We start from the raw sequence: 15721 nt of genomic DNA on the forward strand, positions 1-15721 counted from the left end.
TGGAACTCCTCGAAGAGATTTGCAAGAAAACAGGTGCTGGCAAGACCATACCTTGCAAATCCCGCGCCCATCAACCCGAAAAACTGCGAGCCAGATCAACGGGTTGCGGGTTGTTCAGGGCGGACTATGCAGCTGATGCTGCAGCGAAAAATCGGGGTCAGATTCCAATTAATCCTCTGGCGAACGGTGCTGCCAGCTGGAGCAAGGCAAATCTTGCGGGCGGCAGCCACGGCATGACGGCGGTGTACGGCGGAGACGCCAACAACGCGGGGGGGGGGTAATTGGGGTCAGACTCTAATTCTTGACCATCGATGATTTTGCGCGCCGGCCTGGCGTGACCACCTGCATGCCGTATGCGCAGTCGCTGATCGGCATGCAGCAGCTGCAGGCGCGCGTGCTGGTCAAGCCCACCATCACCCGCAAGTTCCTGGTGTGGACGCGGCGCGACCGGCAGCTGTCGCTAGCAGCAGCAGGCTTCAGGCAATTCCTGCAGCGGTTTCTGGGTGCGGATGCGCGCTATATGGCGACGGCGAAGCCTGTGCGGCGCGCGCCGGCCGCACAGGCGCGGACACGCCCATCGGGTGCCCTGTGAGCCGGGCGAACTCCAGCGGATCGTGCGAGCAGAACAGTTGCACCTCGTCGCTCTTGTGGCTGTGCAGCGCGCGCAGCCGCCGCTGGTTGGCAAAGCGCGCGCGGCGGTCCTTTTCCACCATGGTCTGGTAGAAGCGCAGGCCCGGCGTGCAGTACGGGTCCTTTGCGTCCATCTCCTGGTGATAGAAGTAGGCGTCGCCCGCGTTCAGTGCCCAGCTGCCGTCGTCGCGCCGGATCGCTACGCCCGCATGGCCGTGCGTGCGACCCGGCAGCGGCACCCAGTGGGGCACCCAGGCCAACTGGCGCGTGTACGACGGGCCCGGCGGCGAGCCGTGGCACGGCTTCGGCGCGGTGCGCCAATTGCAGGGCCTGCCGCCCGAGTTGCCGCGGATCGAAGCCTATGCGCTCGATCTGCCGGATGGCCGTCATCTCCTCGCGGAACTCGGGGCTCACCAGCGCCAGGAAGAACTTGCTCAGGCACGTGCGCGGATCGGCCACGTCGCGCAGGCCGAAGCCGGTGTCGACCAGCACCAGCGAATGCGCTGTTTCCAGGAACAGGCAGTGGCAGCACAGGCGGAGGTTCGCACGGCTGGGGCACACTGCGCGAAGAAGGATGATGCGATGAAAAAGATTCTCGGATCGGTGGTCGAAGCCATCGGCAACACGCCGCTGGTGCGGCTGGACCGCCTGACGCGCGCGCACGGCGTCGAAGGCACGATCCTGGCGAAGCTGGACTACCTGAACCCCGGTTTTTCCAAGAAGGACCGCGCCGCGCTCGGCGTCATCGAGGAGGCCGAGCGCAGCGGGGACTTGCGGCCGGGGCAAGCGGTGGTGGAGCTCACGTCCGGCAACATGGGCACCGGGCTGGCGATCGTCTGCGGCATCCGCGGCTATCCGTTCGTGGCGGTCATGTCCAAGGGCAATTCCGAAGAGCGTGCGCGGATGATGCGTGCGCTGGGTGCGGAAGTGGTGCTGGTGCCCCAGGCGCGCGGCTCGGTCGTGGGCCAGGTGTCCGGGGAGGACCTGGCGCTGGTGGAGCAGGCGGCGCAGCGCATCACGGCGGAGCGCGGCGCATTCCGGGCCGACCAGTTCCAGCGCGACGGCAACTGGCTGGCGCACTACCGCGGCACCGGCCCGGAGTTGTGGGACGCCACGCAAGGACAGATCGACGGCTTCGCCGACTTCCTGGGCTCCGGCGGTACCTATGCCGGCGTGACCAAGGCGCTGAAGGAACGCAATCCGGCGATCCGCTGCTTCGTCGTCGAGCCCGCCGGGGCGGCGGTGGTCGCGGGGCAGGAGGTCACGCAGGCGGGGCATCCGATCCAGGGCGGCGGCTATGCGATGGCGGACCTGCGGTTCCTGCAGGGCGTGCCGGTCGATGGTTTCCTGCAGGTGTCGGGTGACGCGGCGCGGCGGATGGCGCGCGAACTGGCCGCGCGCGAGGGCATCTTCGGCGGGTTCTCGGCGGGCGCGAACGTGGCGGCGGCGCTGCGGCTGCTGCAGGGCGAGATGCGCGGCAAGACGCTCGCCGTGGTCATCTGCGACTCCGGTTTGAAGTATCTGTCGACCGATTTGTGGGATTAGCTTCCCACTCCAAGCCTACTTGGACTGCGTCAGCTGCCCCATGTTCAGGATGCGCGGCAGGGCGTCGATGCCGATGGTGGCACCGTCGGGCCGCTCGTCATTGACTTTGCCCGACAGCACCGCGTGCGGCTGGTCCGCGCTGGTCAGCATCGTGATCTTCATGTGCTCGCCGTTGGGAACCAGGTCCTTCACGTCCGTGATCCAGTCCCCTTGCATGAACGCGTCGAGGAATTGGTAGCAGTCGCTGCAGATCCGGAGTTCGTGCGAATGGAGGTGCAGGATCAGCAGCTTGGGAATGTGTCCTTCGCCCAGGATCTGGCCGACCTGATTGGCGATCACGGAGGCGAACCGCGGCCCCTGCATCTGTTCGGCCTTCACCACCATGTCGCGTTCGCTGTGATAGCGCGCGGCGACGTCCTTCAGCGCCTCCTGGTTTTTGTATTTCCCCTCGCCGTCGATCAGGCGGCCGATCGCATACATGTCGTTCAGGTCCTGCGGCTTGTACTTGCCGAAGTCGGCGCTGTGGAACTTCTTGAAGCCCTTGACCGAGAAGTCTTGCTGCTGCAGCGCCTGCTTGCCATCCTGGTAGTGCAGGCTCATGCTGAGCTTGACCGAGTTGCCCCGGAAGCCGCCCGACTCGTCCGATTTCTTGTGCAGCGGCTGGTGCTTGGCAAACCCGTCGATCGCGACGCTGCCGAGCTCCTCGCCGAAATCCACCTTGAAGCCGGTGCCGCGCAGCCACGGCCTGTCCTTCGGCTGGACCTTGTCCGTGTTGCCGATCCCGAGTCTGTTGTTCACGAAATGCCCGGGATCGATCGGTGACTTCTCCTCGATCTTCGGCACCTCCTTCGGAGGATCGAAGGAGGTGTCGCCGATGCTGTTGATCCACACCGTGCCGTTGTTGAGGTTCTTGTAGTCGACCTCGACATTCGCGTCCAGCAGGCGGGGCTCGATGGCGTCCAGGTTGGCGATGGTGTAAGGCCCGTGGCCGCCGGTCTTGGAGAAGATGACCCATCGGGTCTTTTCGCTCTGGTAGACGACGCCTTTGGTGCGCTGCACGGTCGCGGTCCGCTGAACCGAAGCGCCGCCAGCTCGGGACAAGATGCCCTCGGCGGAAGGCGGCGCGTGGCGGTCCGCCATGGCTTGCAGCGCCTGCAGCTTGCGGGCCTGCGCGCTGGCGCCGGCGCCCTGCTGCAGCCGCCGCTGCGCCAGCGTGGCGGATCGCCGATCGGCAAAGGATTGGGCAGGGGCACGCCACGCACCGGAACGCGCCGCGCGCGTGTTGTCCGAGGCCGAGTCCGTCCGGTGGGTTGCTGTGTGTCGTTCCAATGCCGCCTCCTGTCGCGCCGTGTCGCCGCGCCTCGCTGCATGCTAAGCGAGATCGCCGCCGGCGGCCATCGGCGATCCGCCGAGAATAGGGGGCTCGACCCATGTCCACGCTCCTTCCCCTCCCCTACCTCCACGGCTACCCGCCCGAGCTGCTGCAGCAGGTGCATGGCCTGATCCAGTCCGGCCGGCTGGCCGAGGTCGTCGCGCAGCGCCATCCCGACGCGCATACGGTGCAGACCGAGCGCGCGCTGTACGACTACGTGGGCGAACTCAAGTCGCGCTTCATGAAAAGCGCGCCGCCGGTGGCCAAGGTGGCCTACGACGCCAAGCTGCACATCGTGCGCAACGCGCTGGGAACGCACAGTGCCGTGTCGCGCGTGCAGGGCGGCCGGCTGAAGGCCAAGCGCGAGATCCGCGTGGCCGCGCTGTTCAAGGAGGCGCCGGCCGACTTCCTGCGCATGATCGTGGTGCACGAGCTGGCGCACCTGAAGGAGAGCGAGCACGGCAAGGCGTTCTATGCGCTGTGCCTGCACATGGAGCCGCATTACCACCAGCTCGAATTCGACCTGCGGCTGTGGCTCACGGCGCGGGAGCTGGCGCGGGCCGACCGGGCGGCGCGGCCCTGACCGTTTCAGGCCGGCTGTGCCGATTGGGCCGCCTGCGCCGTGATCTCGTAGGAATGCAGCCGCGCCTGGTGGTCGAAGATCTGCGAGGTGACCATCAGCTCGTCGGCCCCGTGCGCTCGACGAACGCGTGCATCGCCTGGCGCACCGTGGCCGGTGAGCCGATTGCGCTGCACGACAGCACGCCGTCCAGCATGGACCGCGCCTGCGGGGGCAGGTTCTCCAGGTACCCCGGCAGCGGCGGCTGCAGCTTCGAGGGGCGGCCGGTGCGCAGGTTCACGAAGGCCTGCTGCATGGAGGTGGCCAGCACGGCGGCCTGTTCATCGGTGTCGCCAGCGAACACGTTGAAGCCCAGCATCACATAAGGCTTGTCCAGCTGCGCCGATGGCTTGAAGGTGGCGCGGTACAGCGCAATGGCCTCCATCATCTGCCCCGGCGCGAAGTGCGAGGCGAAGGCGTAGGGCAGGCCCAGCATCGCGGCGAGCTGCGCGCCGAACAGGCTGGAGCCCAGGATCCACACCGGCACCTTGGCGCCGCGCCCGGGCACCGCGCGGATGGTCTGGCGCGGCGCGTCGGACATCAGGTCCATCAGCTCCACCACGTCCTGCGGAAACGCGTCCGGGTCGCTCGCCAGGTCGCGCCGCAGCGCGCGCGACGTGGCCTGGTCCGAGCCCGGCGCGCGGCCCAGGCCCAGGTCGATGCGCCCGGGATAGAGCGCCTCCAGCGTGCCGAACTGCTCGGCGATCACCAGCGGCGAGTGGTTGGGCAGCATGATGCCGCCCGCGCCGACCCGGATGGAGTGCGTGCCGCCGGCCACGTGCCCGAGCAGCACCGCAGTGGCGGCGCTGGCGATGCCCGGCATGCCGTGGTGTTCGGCCATCCAGAAGCGCCGGAAGCCCAGCCGTTCGGCGTGCTGGGCGAGCGAGAGCGAGTTGCGGAACGACGCCGAAGCGTCGCTGCCTTCGGCGATGGGGGCGAGGTCGAGGACCGACAGGGCGATGGGCATCCGGCCCAGATGGGGATGGGCCCGCCATCGGCAAGGGCGGCCGTGCGCCGGATGCAACAATCCCCGCATGGACGACGCATTCGAATCTGACGACGGCAGCGAGCAAGAGGCCATTCGCGAACCGCGCCGGTGGCGCGACAACGGCTGGACGGCCCAGGTGATCAAGAACGAGGACGACGACGGCTGGGCGGTGGCCATGACGCCCGACGGCCAGGTGGAGCCGGCGCTGGTCGGCCCCTGGACCATGGGGCGCGACAAGAAGAACCCCAAGCCGCTGGACACCGCGGCGTTCAACACGCTGGTGAAGACCGCCGCCGAGTTCGTGCGCCGGCACGAGCAGCAGCTGCATGCGACGCTGCACCAGCAGATCGAGATCTCGCACGCCGGCGGGCGCGTGACGGTCACCTTGGACATCGAGCCGGACGAGGAGTCGCCTTCGGCGAAGCTGCGGGCGACGGATGCGGCGGGTGAGGTGCTGGGGGAGGCGAGCGTGTCGCCGGGGTTCAAGCTGACGCGGGCGAGGGCCGAGGCCTGGGCGCACGCGGAGTTCAGCGCCCAGTCGGTCCGGTAGTCCGCTTCGTTCGGCGGGTGCCCGCTTGCATCAGGCGCAAGCAGCGGGCGGTTCGCGCGCGGCCAGAAGCCTGGCCGCATTTTCGACGGCGGCCGGCCCCAACTCCTTGAGGAGGGCGCGCGTGCGCACCACCGTCGGGTGGTCCGCGTGCTCACCCAGGCGTGCCAGCGGATTGAGCCGCGACGCGCGCGCCCAGGCGGCCAGGGCCGGATGGGCGGCACGCGCCCGCTCCGCGGACAGCAGCGCGAGGTAGGCACTGAGATAGTCGGCGCTCTCGTCCCAATAGGAAATCGGGCGGCACAGGCGGTTCTTTTCCTCGTCGCTGCCGATCATCGCCTCCGCCACGCCCAGCAGGGCGAACTGGTGGCTGGCAAACCCCCACATGGTCGGCTGCACGGTCAGGCGCCCGGCTTCGAAAATCGGGCGCAGCGGCGGGCGCACCAGGCCAGCTGCGGCGCAGTGCACGTGCACTGCGCCTTCGGGCGTCGCGATCTCGCCGCCGTCCAGCACCATGGCGCCGCGCCCGATGCGCCGCACCCGGCCGAGCCGCACCACGTCCTTGATCTGCCGCAGCAACGCGATTTCCTGCTCGCTGGCGATGGCGCCGTGCAGCATGGTGGGTATCACGCCCGTGTCCACGCGCAGGAAGAAGCCGTCGGCTTCCAGCCGCAGGAACAGGTCGTCCACGGTGGTGGCCTGCGCCATGGCCTGGAACTGCAGGCCGATCCCTGCGTAGAACTCGGGAAGCAGGGTGTGCGGCTGGTGGAAGCGGCGGTTGAGCCACCAGCCTTCGCGCGGCTTCACCCAGCGGATGGACGCCGCGGGCACGCCGCCGGTGAGCAGCCACACGCAGGTATCCATCGCCGTCTTGCCCCCGCCGATCACGACGAAGCGCCCGGCAGGTTCGGGCTGGCGGGCCACCTCGCCGGCGGGGATGCACCGCACACCCTCATCCACTTCGAAGGGGGGTGCGCTGACGGCCGGAACGCGGCCTTCCAGATAGGCCGTGTCCACGAGCTTGCGGCGCACGCGGATCTCGCGCGTCGCGCCGGTCAGGCGGCAGGCAAAGCGGTGAATCCCGCCTTCGTTGCCCAGGTAGTCGCTGCAGGGAAAGTGGTGCACCCGCCCCGTCGGCAGGAAGTGCTCCTGCATCACGTTGGCGAAGTAGTGGCGCAGCTCGTCGGCGCCCGCCATCTCGTAGAAGCCGGCATGCAGGCCCGCCTGGTCGAGGGCGTCCGCGCCCAGCGGCACCGAGTCCACCCCATAAAACGCGGAGGGCTGGTGCAGCCGCACGAAGGGATACGCATCCAGCCAGTGCCCGCCCGGCGCATGGCGGCGGTCGACCAGCGTGATGCGCGCGTCGGAGTGCGACAGCAGCGCGTCGGCCACCGCCATGCCCGCGGCTCCGGTCCCGACGACGAGGTAGTCCGTTTCCATCTGGTCCGGCATGGCGTGCTCCTTGGGTCCGCTGGGGGACGAATCCGCAAGAGCCACCTGCGGCTGCCCGATCGCGCATCGTACGGTTCAATGCCGCGCGCGTCGAGCAGATCGCACCGCCGCGTTACCGCCTTCAAGCCATCCGACCCGGCTTCGCAAACAGCGGCGACGTCGCACTCGCCATCGCCAGCTGCTGCGCCGCTGCCACCAGCGGCTCTCCCAGCTCTTGCATTCGCGCAGGTGTCAGCCGCAGCAGCGGCCCCGCAATCGTGATCACCCCCACCGCATCCTGCCCCCGCCGCAGCACCGGCGCCGCCATCGCGCTCATGCCCGGCGCGTACATCTCCGCCATCATGCTGAAGCCGCGCCTCCGGTTTTCGTCCAATAGCTTGCCCAGCGCCTTGAACGTCGTCGGTGCCTTCGGCCCGTATTCCTTCGGACTGCCGAAGCCCTGTTTCGCCACCAGCTCCGTCGCCCGCTCCTCCGACAGCGTCATCAGCCACGCGTGCCCGCCCGCGCTGCACGACAGCCGCACGTCGATGCCCATGTCGGGGTCGTAGCGCAGGCCGGCGCGCGCGCCCTGCGCCTTGGCCACGAAGGTGAGGCGGTCGCCGTCCACCAGCGCCAGGCGCACCAGCTCGCCGCAGGTGTCGGCCAGCCGGTCGATGATGGGCTGCGCGATGTCGACGATGCCGGCGCCGCCCAGAAAGCTCAGGCCCAGCGCTGGCAGCTTGGTCGTCAGCGCGTAGTCGCCGTGCGCGCGCAGCTGGCGCACGTAGCCGCAGCGCACCAGCTCCGCCAGCAGCCGGTGGCAGGCGCTGCGCGGCATGGCAAGCTCGTCGGCCAGTCCTGACAGGGCAAGGCCTTCGGGCGCTTGCGCCAATGTCTCCAGGATGCGCAGGGTACGGTCCACCGTGCCGGTGGCGCCTGCTTCGTTTGCTGCCATGTGAAATGGATTTCCAGTCCGGAACACTGTTCTACAACCAGTTCCATCATGCCGCATCAAAAGACAGAACAGGAGACACCATGAAAGCGGTTTCGCGGCACGCCATCGGCGCCGTCCTCTTCCTCGCTGCCTTCGCCGCCGGCGCGCAGGACATCCAGGAACGCACCATCAAGTTCGGCCACCTGAACAACACCGACCACCCGGTCAGCATGGGCGTCAAGCGCTTCGCCGAGCTGGTGGCGGCCAAGAGCGGCGGCAAGCTCAAGGTGCAGGAGTTTCCCTCCAACCAGCTGGGCAACGAGCTGCAGCAGCAGTCCGCGCTGCAAGGCGGCGTGCAGGAGATGTCGGCGCCGGCCACCACCTCGCTGGCCGGCATCGTCAAGGAATTCGGCCTGGTTGACTTTCCGTTAGCTGTCGCGAATTACGCACAGGCCGATGCGCTGCTGGACGGCCCGTTCGGCCAGGCGCTGATCGCCAGGCTGCCGGAGAGGGGCCTGGTGGCGCTCGGCTACTGGGACCTGGGCTTTCGCAACGTCACCAACAGCAAGCGGCCGATCACGAAGCCCGAAGACCTGGACGGCCTGAAGATCCGCGTGATTCCCAACCCGGTGTTCCTGGACACGTTCAAGGCCTTCAAGGCCAACCCGGTGCCCATGCCCTTCGCCGAGCTGTTCGGCGCGCTGGAATCGAAGGCGGTGGACGGCCAGGAGAACCCGTTCGCGGTGATCCTGTGGAACAAGTTCTTCGAGGTGAACAAGTTCGTCAGCGCCACCAACCACGTGTACGCGGCCAACATCGTGCTGGTCAGCAAGAAGTTCTGGGACAAGCTCTCGCCCGCCGAGCAGAAGATCATGAACGACGCCGCCGCCGAGACGCGCGGCTACCAGCGCCAGGTGAGCCGCGCCGCCGCGGCCAAGGCCGTCGGCGAACTGCAGGCCAAGGGCATGCAGTACAACGAGGTCAGCCCCGCCGAGCAGGCCCGCATGCGCGAGATCGCGCGGCCGGTGACCGAGAAGTTCGCCGCCACTTACGACCCAGCCATGGTCAAGCTGTACCAGAGCGAACTGGCGCGGGTGCACAAGTGAGCGAGGCGCTGCGCATCCTGGTGCTGCACGGGCCCAACCTCAACCTGTTTGGCCGGCGCGAGCCGCACATCTACGGCACCACCACGCTGGCCGAGATCGACCAGCGGCTGACCGCGCTGGCCGGCGAGCTGGGCGGCGTGGAGCTGGAGATCTTCCAGTCCAACCACGAAGGCGCGCTAATCGACAAGTTCCACCAGAACATCGACACCGCCGCCGGCGCGCTGCTCAACCCCGCCGGGCTCACGCAGCACGGTGTGCCGCTGCACGACGCGATCAAGGCCATGCCGTTCCCGGTGCTGGAGATCCATATGTCCAACATCGCCGCGCGCGAGAGCTGGCGCGCGCACTCCATCATCTCGCCGGCGGTGAAGGCGACCGTCCAGGGCCTGGGCTGGCGCTCGTACACGGCGGGCCTGCGGGCGCTGGTGGAAACCTTGCGCGGCTAGCGTGAATAGGGCCTGTTCACACTATTTTTACCAGATGCGTTGCAGCCAAAAAGGTCATGCGCAAGGCGCGAAACGCAGCCGGACTCAAGGTCCGGCAAGGCTTCGCAACGCGGCGCATGGCCTTTTTGGCCGCAACCCGAAGGGAACGCGATGAAAACCGCGCCACTCGTCGTTGCACTCCTAGCCAAGGCGACCAGCCTTGGCGTCGTCCTGCGCCTAGATTGGCGCGGTTTTCATTGCGTTCGCACTGGCAAAAATAGTGTGAGCAGGCCCTAACATCGGGGCAGGAGACAGCGCAATGCTCGATAAAGCCATCGACCGGCTGTGCCGCTTGTTCGCCCTGCTGATGGTGGCCTGCCTCGCCGGCATGGTCGTCATGGTGTTCGGCAACGTGGTGCTGCGCTACGGGTTCAACTCCGGCATCACGGTGTCGGAGGAACTCTCGCGCTGGCTCTTCGTGTGGATGACCTTCCTGGGCGCCGTGGTGGCGGTGCGCCGGCACGCGCACCTGGGCACCGACACGCTGGTGTCGCGCCTGCCGCCCGCGGGCAAGAAGATCTGCTTCGTCATCGGCCACCTGCTGATGCTGTGGCTGTGCTGGCTGATGGCGCGCGGCGGCTGGCAGCAAACGGTGATCAACGCCGGCACCACCAGCGCCGTGATGGAAGCCTCCATGGCCTGGTTCTATGCCAGCGGCGTGCTGTTCGCGGTGCTGGCGGGCGTGATCATCGCGCACGAGCTGTTCAAGCTGCTCACCGGCCGGCTGGATGATTCCGCGCTGGTGGGCATCGCCGAATCGGAAGACGTGCCGCACGGGGAAGCCCCATGACCATCGCCATTTTCCTGGGCGCGCTGCTGGGCGCCATGGCGCTGGGTGTGCCGATCGCGTTCTCGCTGCTGGCCTGCGGCGCCGCGCTGATGTGGCACATGAACATGTTCGACCCGCAGATCCTGGCGCAGAACACGATCGAGGGCGCCAACAGCTTCCCGCTGCTGGCCGTGCCCTTCTTCATGCTGGCCGGCGAGATCATGAACGCGGGCGGCCTGTCGCGGCGCATCGTCAATTTCGCGATGACGCTGGTCGGCCACGTGCGCGGCGGCCTGGGCTACGTGGCCATCATGGCGGCGGTGCTGATGGCCGCGCTCTCGGGCTCGGCCGTGGCCGACGCGGCAGCGCTGGCCGCGCTGCTGCTGCCGATGATGAACCGCGCGGGCTACGACACCGCGCGCTCGGCCGGGCTGATTTCCTCGGCCGCGATCATCGCGCCGGTGATCCCGCCCAGCATCGGCTTCGTGGTGTTCGGCGTGGCGGCCAACGTGTCGATCTCCAAGCTGTTCCTGGCCGGCATCGTGCCTGGCCTGCTGCTGGGCGCGGCGCTGTGGCTCACCTGGTGGTGGCTGGTGCGCAAGGAAGACATCAAACCGGCGCCGCGCGCCAGCCGTGGCGAGGTGCTGGCTTCGCTGCGCGACGCCGCTTTCGCGCTGGTACTGCCGCTGATCGTGGTGGTGGGGCTGAAGTTCGGCGTGTTCACGCCGACCGAGGCCGCCGTGGTGGCCGCCGTCTATGCGCTGTTCGTGGCCACGGTGGTGTACCGCGAACTCAAGCTGTCGCAGCTGTACGGCCTGTTCCTGGCGGCGGCGCAGACCACCGCCGTCATCATGTTCCTGGTGGCCGCGGCCATGGTGTCGGCCTGGATGATCACGGTGGCCAACCTGCCGGGCGAGCTGGTGGCGCTGCTCAAGCCGCTGCTGGACCAGCCCATGCTGCTGATGGTGGCGATCATGGTCGTGACCATGCTGGTGGGCACGGCCATGGACATGACGCCGACCATCCTGATCCTGACGCCGGTGTTCATGCCGCTGGTCAAGGCGGCGGGGATCGACCCGGTCTATTTCGGCGTGCTGTTCATCATCAACAACGCCATCGGCCTGGTCACGCCCCCGGTGGGCACGGTGCTGAGTACAGTGGCGGGTGTGGGCAAGGTGAGCATGGACGAGGTGACCCGGGGCGTGTGGCCCTTCATGGTGGCGCAGTTCGCCGTCATGTTCCTGATGGTGTTCTTCCCGTCCCTGGTCATGGTGCCGGCCCGCTGGTTCTACGGCTGACGCTTGGCCCCGCGCGCACCGCGCATCCCAGGCACAACAGGAGACAGACAGCATGAAACGCAGCTTCCTCAAGAGCGCCCTGGCACTGGCCCTGGTGGCCGGCCTCGGCCTGGCGCAGGCCCAGGCGCAGACCAGGACCATCAAGTTCGCCAACCAGAACGCCAAGGGCCACCCGGTGGTGATGGGCATGGAGAAGTTCGCCGAACTGGTGGAGTCGCGCTCGGGCGGCAAGCTGAAAGTGCAGATTTTTGCCGGCGGCGCGCTTGGCAGCGACCAGGCCAACGTGTCCGCGCTGCAGGGCGGCACGCTGGAAATGGCGGCCATGAACTCCGGCATCTTCGCCAGCGTGGTGAAGGACTTCGCCATCTACGACTTTCCCTTCCTGTTCGACAACGGCAAGGAAGCCGACGCGGTGGTCGACGGCCCGTTCGGCACCGCCTTGCACCAGAAGCTGGAAGACAAGGGCCTGGTCGGCCTGGCCTACTACGAGCTGGGATTCCGCCAGCTCACCAACAGCAAGCGGCCGATCGCCAGGGTGGAGGACATCGCCGGCCTCAAGCTGCGCGTGATCCCCAACCCGATCAACGTGGACTGGGTCAGCGCGCTGGGCGCCAACCCCACGCCGCTGCCGTTCCCCGAGCTGTACGCGGCGCTGGAGCAGAAGGCGGTGGACGGCCAGGAGAACCCGGTCGCCACCATCCAGGGCGCCAAGCTGTACGAGGTGCAGAAGTTCATGACGCTCAGCAACCACCAGTACAACCCGCAGTCGGTGGTGATGAGCAAGAAGTTCTGGGACGCGCTGCCGGCCGACGAGAAGAAGATCGTGCAGGACGCGGCCCGCGAGTCGGCGAAATACCAGCGCGAGCAGTCGCGCGCCGCCGCCGCCGGCATCCTGGACAGCCTGAAGAAGAGCGGCATGCAGGTGACGGTGCTGCCGCCCGCCGAAGTGGCCAAGCTGCGCGAGAAGATGAAGCCGGTGATCGCCAAGCATTCGGCCAGCGTGGGCGAGGCCACGGTGAAGGCCGTGATGGCCGAGCTGGACAAGGCGCGCAAGTAAGCGCTGCGCGCTGCTGCCGCACCATGCGCATCGACGGCGACACCGAGGTCATCGCCCACCTCGGGTATCCCACGCATTCGTTCAAGGCGCCGCTGATCTACAACCCGTATTTCGCGGCGGCCGGCATCAACGCGCTGGTGGTGCCCATGGCCTGCCGCACGGAAGACTTCGCCACTGTGTTGCCGGCGCTGTTCCGCATGGACAACGTGCGCGGCGCGCTGGTGACCATGCCGCACAAGGTGAGCGTGCTGCGGCTGCTGGACGCCACCACGCCGGCGGTGCAGATCGCCGGCGCCTGCAACGCGGTGAAGCGCCTGCCGGACGGCACCCTGCTGGGCGACCAGTTCGACGGCGAGGGCTTCGTGCGCGGCGTGCGCGGCAAGGGGTTCGACCCGCGCGGCAAGCGCGCGCTGGTCGTCGGCTGCGGCGGTGTGGGCTGCGCGATTGCGACTTCGCTGGCGGCGACGCAGCCGGCGGCGATGGCCCTGCACGACCTGCGCGCCGATATGGCGGACGGACTGGCGCGGCGGCTGCAGCAGCACTATCCGCAGGTGGAAGTGACCACCGGCAGCAAGGACCCCGCCGGCTTCGACCTGGTGGTGAACTGCACGCCGCTGGGCATGCAGGCGGGCGACCCGCTGCCCTTCGACGTGGAGCGGCTGGGTGCGGGCACCTTCGTCGGCGAGGTGGTGCTCAGCCAGGCCATGACGCCGCTGCTGCAGGCCGCCCAGGCACGCGGCTGCCGCGTGCAGGTGGGCACCGACATGCTGTTCGAGATGATCCCCGCGTACCTGGAGTTCTTCGGCTTGCCGGCGACGACGCCAGCGCGGCTGCGGGAGCTGGCGACGCTGGACGCGTGAGCGGGCGCCGCTGGCCCTTCAGGCCTTCACGCTCCGGCGTTCTTTCCACCCGGCAGCCACCGGACCAGCACCTGGTGCAGCTGCTCCGGCTCGAACGGCTTGACGAGAAAATCGTCCATGCCGGCAGCGAGGCACTTTTCGCGGTCCTGGCGCATGGCGTTGGCGGTCATGGCAACAATCGGAATGCCGGCGCCCATCCGGCCGCGGATGATCTTCGTCGCTTCGACGCCGTCCATCACCGGCATCTGCATGTCCATCAGGACCAGGTCGTACGCGGCGACCGCGAGCCGGTCCACGGCCACCTGGCCGTTCTCCGCGATCTCCACCTGCAGCCCGAGCTCGTCGAGCAGTTCCTGCGCCACGATCTGGTTGATGTCGTTGTCCTCCACCAGCAACACGGTGCGCCCGCGCAGGTGCGTCAGCGCCGGGTTCGTTGCCGGTTGCGCGCCATGCGCGGCGAGCGCGTGCTCGCAGGGCCATGCGAGCCGCGCGGTGAACCAGAAGGTGCTGCCCTGGCCATACGCGCTCTCCACGCCGACGGCGCCGCCCATCAGCTCGGCAAGCTTCTTGCAGATCGCCAGCCCCAGCCCCGTTCCGCCGAAGCGCCGCGTCGTCGACGTGTCCGCCTGCGAGAAGCTCCTGAACAGCCTGGCGCTCTGTTCCTGCGTGAGCCCGATGCCGGTGTCGGACACCAGGAAGCGCAGCACGGCCGCGTCGCTGTCGCTGGATTCGGCTTCGACCCGGACCACGACGCCGCCTTGCTGCGTGAACTTGACCGCGTTGTGGATGTAGTTCAAGAGCACCTGCCCCAGGCGCAACGGGTCCCCGCGCAGGCGCGCCGGAACGCCGGGAGCAATGTCGAAGCGCAGGCTCAATCCTTTCGCAAGGCATTTCTCGAGCACCATGTCCTCGGCATCCTTGAGCAGTCTGGACAAGTCGAAGACGGTGTTCTCCAGGTCGAGCTTGCCGGCCTCGACCTTCGAGAAATCAAGGATGTCGTTGAGGATGCCGAGCAGGTGCTGCCCCGACGACAAAATTTTCTCGAGATAGCCGGACTGCTTGCCGGTGAGCTCGGTCTTCAGCGCCAGATGCGACAGGCCCAGGATGGCGTTCATCGGCGTGCGGATCTCATGGCTCATGTTGGCCAGGAACTCCGACTTCATGCGCGTGGCTTCCTCCGCCAGTTCTTTGGCCGCGCGCGCGGCTTCTTCCTGCTGCTTGCGTTCGGTGATGTTGCGGCTGACGGCCAGGAGGCCCACGACGGTGCCGCTGGTGTCGCGCAGCGGCGTGCGAACGACGTCCAGCAAGACACGCCTGCCGTCCGGGTAGGTCACCCATTCCTCGCTGGTGTGCCGCTCCAGGGTCCTCAGCACCATGGCGTCCTGCGCGGCGATGTCGACTGCGCGGGCCGGCGCGAAGAGCTCGTGCACGCGCTTTCCCTTGATCTGCGAAGGCGGGCGGCCACTGATCGCGGCGAACGCCTCGTTGCAGCCCAGGTATTCGCCATCGGGGCTCTTGTACACGATCATGTCGGGAATGGAGTCGATCAGGCCGGCCAGCAGTGCGCGCTGCCGCTTGACCTCGTCGGCCTGCTGCCGCTGCCGCGTCACGTCCCGGAAGCTGCAGATGAACATCCTGCGCCCATCGTCCATGGCGCGCGACACGGCCGCATCGACGAAGAGCGCGCTGCCGTCCTTGCGCCGAAAACGCGTGCGCAAGGGGGAGGGCGGGCCGTTGTCGGTCCATTCCGCGACGCCGTGCACGTCCACCGGCTTGTAGTCGAGGTCGATGTCCTGGATGAACTGCCCGCGCAGCTCCTGCGCCTGCCAGTCCAGCAGCTTGCACGCGGCCTGGTTGGCATGGGTGATGCACATCGCCTGCGCGTCGACCCACAGGATCGGGACGGCATTCTCGACAACGCTTTCGGTCAGCGCGATCTTGCGCTCCAGCGCCGCGATCGCCTGCCGGGCCTGCGCCAGCTCCTGCCGGAGTGCGTCCGGCGCCGGTGCGCACAGTGGCGTGGGTTCGCTTGTGGCAAATGAATCCATCGGAGCATGAAAGCATTTTCCCCAAGCGCAGC

General features: G+C 67.9%; 14 protein-coding genes and 2 pseudogenes. 10 read left to right on the top strand and 6 right to left on the bottom strand.

The features are described from left to right. The coding region (locus H0U68_RS02480; RefSeq protein ID WP_296352583.1) for a hypothetical protein at positions 1-281 on the top strand (281 nt) is incomplete at its 5' end. A 195-nt stretch (positions 282-476) separates the two neighbouring features. Here the strand turns inward: H0U68_RS02480 and H0U68_RS02485 are convergent. Beyond that, positions 477-1164 (bottom strand): annotated as a pseudogene (locus H0U68_RS02485) (MBL fold metallo-hydrolase); the annotation flags it as partial. Between the two features lie 48 nt (positions 1165-1212). Between H0U68_RS02485 and H0U68_RS02490 the strand changes: the two are divergent. Beyond that, positions 1213-2175 carry a cysteine synthase family protein gene (locus tag H0U68_RS02490; protein ID WP_296352584.1) on the top strand — a complete coding sequence of 321 codons (963 nt, stop codon included), beginning with the start codon at positions 1213-1215 and terminating at the stop codon, positions 2173-2175. Between the two features lie 15 nt (positions 2176-2190). Here H0U68_RS02490 and H0U68_RS02495 read toward each other — a convergent pair whose 3' ends face one another. Continuing rightward, positions 2191-3504 (bottom strand): hypothetical protein, encoded by a 1314-nt coding sequence (locus H0U68_RS02495; RefSeq protein ID WP_296352585.1) that lies wholly within the window; start codon positions 3502-3504, stop codon positions 2191-2193. Between the two features lie 101 nt (positions 3505-3605). On the opposite strand from H0U68_RS02495, the gene H0U68_RS02500 reads away from it, so the two are divergent. Next, positions 3606-4130, top strand: coding sequence for a YgjP-like metallopeptidase domain-containing protein (locus H0U68_RS02500; RefSeq protein ID WP_296352586.1), 525 nt, complete (start codon positions 3606-3608; stop codon positions 4128-4130). 5 nt (positions 4131-4135) lie between these two features. Here the strand turns inward: H0U68_RS02500 and H0U68_RS02505 are convergent. Next, a pseudogene (locus tag H0U68_RS02505) lies at positions 4136-5133 on the bottom strand (LLM class flavin-dependent oxidoreductase). Positions 5134-5200: 67 nt separating this feature from the next. Between H0U68_RS02505 and H0U68_RS02510 the strand changes: the two are divergent. Further along, complete coding sequence (locus tag H0U68_RS02510; protein ID WP_296352587.1) at positions 5201-5704, top strand: hypothetical protein; 504 nt, start codon at positions 5201-5203, stop codon at positions 5702-5704. Between the two features lie 30 nt (positions 5705-5734). On the opposite strand, the gene H0U68_RS02515 is transcribed toward H0U68_RS02510, so the two are convergent. Continuing rightward, a complete protein-coding gene (locus H0U68_RS02515; protein ID WP_296352588.1) occupies positions 5735-7153 on the bottom strand; it encodes an NAD(P)-binding protein in 1419 nt (472 codons plus the stop codon). A gap of 121 nt (positions 7154-7274) precedes the next feature. Beyond that, entirely contained in the window at positions 7275-8087 is an 813-nt protein-coding gene (locus H0U68_RS02520) for an IclR family transcriptional regulator (protein WP_296352589.1), read from the bottom strand. A gap of 80 nt (positions 8088-8167) precedes the next feature. Between H0U68_RS02520 and H0U68_RS02525 the strand changes: the two genes are divergently transcribed. The 6 genes from H0U68_RS02525 to H0U68_RS02550 all read left to right on the top strand — a co-directional run bounded on the left by H0U68_RS02525 (position 8168) and on the right by H0U68_RS02550 (position 13641). After that, positions 8168-9172: a TRAP transporter substrate-binding protein gene (locus H0U68_RS02525; RefSeq protein WP_296352590.1), complete on the top strand. Its 1005-nt coding sequence runs from the start codon at positions 8168-8170 to the stop codon at positions 9170-9172. A gap of 8 nt (positions 9173-9180) precedes the next feature. Continuing rightward, positions 9181-9618: a type II 3-dehydroquinate dehydratase gene (locus H0U68_RS02530; RefSeq protein ID WP_296352606.1), complete on the top strand. Its 438-nt coding sequence runs from the start codon at positions 9181-9183 to the stop codon at positions 9616-9618. A 298-nt stretch (positions 9619-9916) separates the two neighbouring features. Then, complete coding sequence (locus tag H0U68_RS02535) at positions 9917-10447, top strand: TRAP transporter small permease (RefSeq protein WP_296352591.1); 531 nt, start codon at positions 9917-9919, stop codon at positions 10445-10447. Beyond that, the gene (locus H0U68_RS02540) at positions 10444-11724 is read left to right on the top strand and encodes a TRAP transporter large permease subunit (RefSeq protein ID WP_296352592.1); all 1281 of its coding nucleotides are present in this window, start codon (positions 10444-10446) and stop codon (positions 11722-11724) included. The genes H0U68_RS02535 and H0U68_RS02540 overlap by 4 nt, the downstream gene beginning before the upstream one ends. Positions 11725-11776: 52 nt before the next feature. Then, positions 11777-12781 (top strand): TRAP transporter substrate-binding protein, encoded by a 1005-nt coding sequence (locus tag H0U68_RS02545; RefSeq protein ID WP_296352593.1) that lies wholly within the window; start codon positions 11777-11779, stop codon positions 12779-12781. 23 nt (positions 12782-12804) lie between these two features. Further along, a complete protein-coding gene (locus H0U68_RS02550) occupies positions 12805-13641 on the top strand; it encodes a shikimate dehydrogenase (RefSeq protein WP_296352594.1) in 837 nt (278 codons plus the stop codon). A 26-nt stretch (positions 13642-13667) separates the two neighbouring features. On the opposite strand, the gene H0U68_RS02555 is transcribed toward H0U68_RS02550, so the two are convergent. Next, positions 13668-15689 (bottom strand): PAS domain S-box protein, encoded by a 2022-nt coding sequence (locus tag H0U68_RS02555; RefSeq protein WP_296352595.1) that lies wholly within the window; start codon positions 15687-15689, stop codon positions 13668-13670. Between the last annotated feature and the right edge of the window lie 32 nt (positions 15690-15721).

This window comes from Ramlibacter sp. (genome assembly GCF_013697775.1).
Classification (GTDB): Bacteria; Pseudomonadota; Gammaproteobacteria; order Burkholderiales; family Burkholderiaceae_C; genus Ramlibacter.

Coding starts and splice junctions, on each gene's coding strand:
- H0U68_RS02520 (WP_296352589.1), bottom strand. CDS start 8,087: ATGGCAGCAAACGAAGCAGGCGCCACCGGCACGGTGGACCGTACCCTG.
- H0U68_RS02515 (WP_296352588.1), bottom strand. CDS start 7,153: ATGCCGGACCAGATGGAAACGGACTACCTCGTCGTCGGGACCGGAGCC.
- H0U68_RS02490 (WP_296352584.1), top strand. CDS start 1,213: ATGAAAAAGATTCTCGGATCGGTGGTCGAAGCCATCGGCAACACGCCG.
- H0U68_RS02500 (WP_296352586.1), top strand. CDS start 3,606: ATGTCCACGCTCCTTCCCCTCCCCTACCTCCACGGCTACCCGCCCGAG.
- H0U68_RS02545 (WP_296352593.1), top strand. CDS start 11,777: ATGAAACGCAGCTTCCTCAAGAGCGCCCTGGCACTGGCCCTGGTGGCC.
- H0U68_RS02540 (WP_296352592.1), top strand. CDS start 10,444: ATGACCATCGCCATTTTCCTGGGCGCGCTGCTGGGCGCCATGGCGCTG.
- H0U68_RS02555 (WP_296352595.1), bottom strand. CDS start 15,689: ATGGATTCATTTGCCACAAGCGAACCCACGCCACTGTGCGCACCGGCG.
- H0U68_RS02510 (WP_296352587.1), top strand. CDS start 5,201: ATGGACGACGCATTCGAATCTGACGACGGCAGCGAGCAAGAGGCCATT.
- H0U68_RS02535 (WP_296352591.1), top strand. CDS start 9,917: ATGCTCGATAAAGCCATCGACCGGCTGTGCCGCTTGTTCGCCCTGCTG.
- H0U68_RS02525 (WP_296352590.1), top strand. CDS start 8,168: ATGAAAGCGGTTTCGCGGCACGCCATCGGCGCCGTCCTCTTCCTCGCT.
- H0U68_RS02550 (WP_296352594.1), top strand. CDS start 12,805: ATGCGCATCGACGGCGACACCGAGGTCATCGCCCACCTCGGGTATCCC.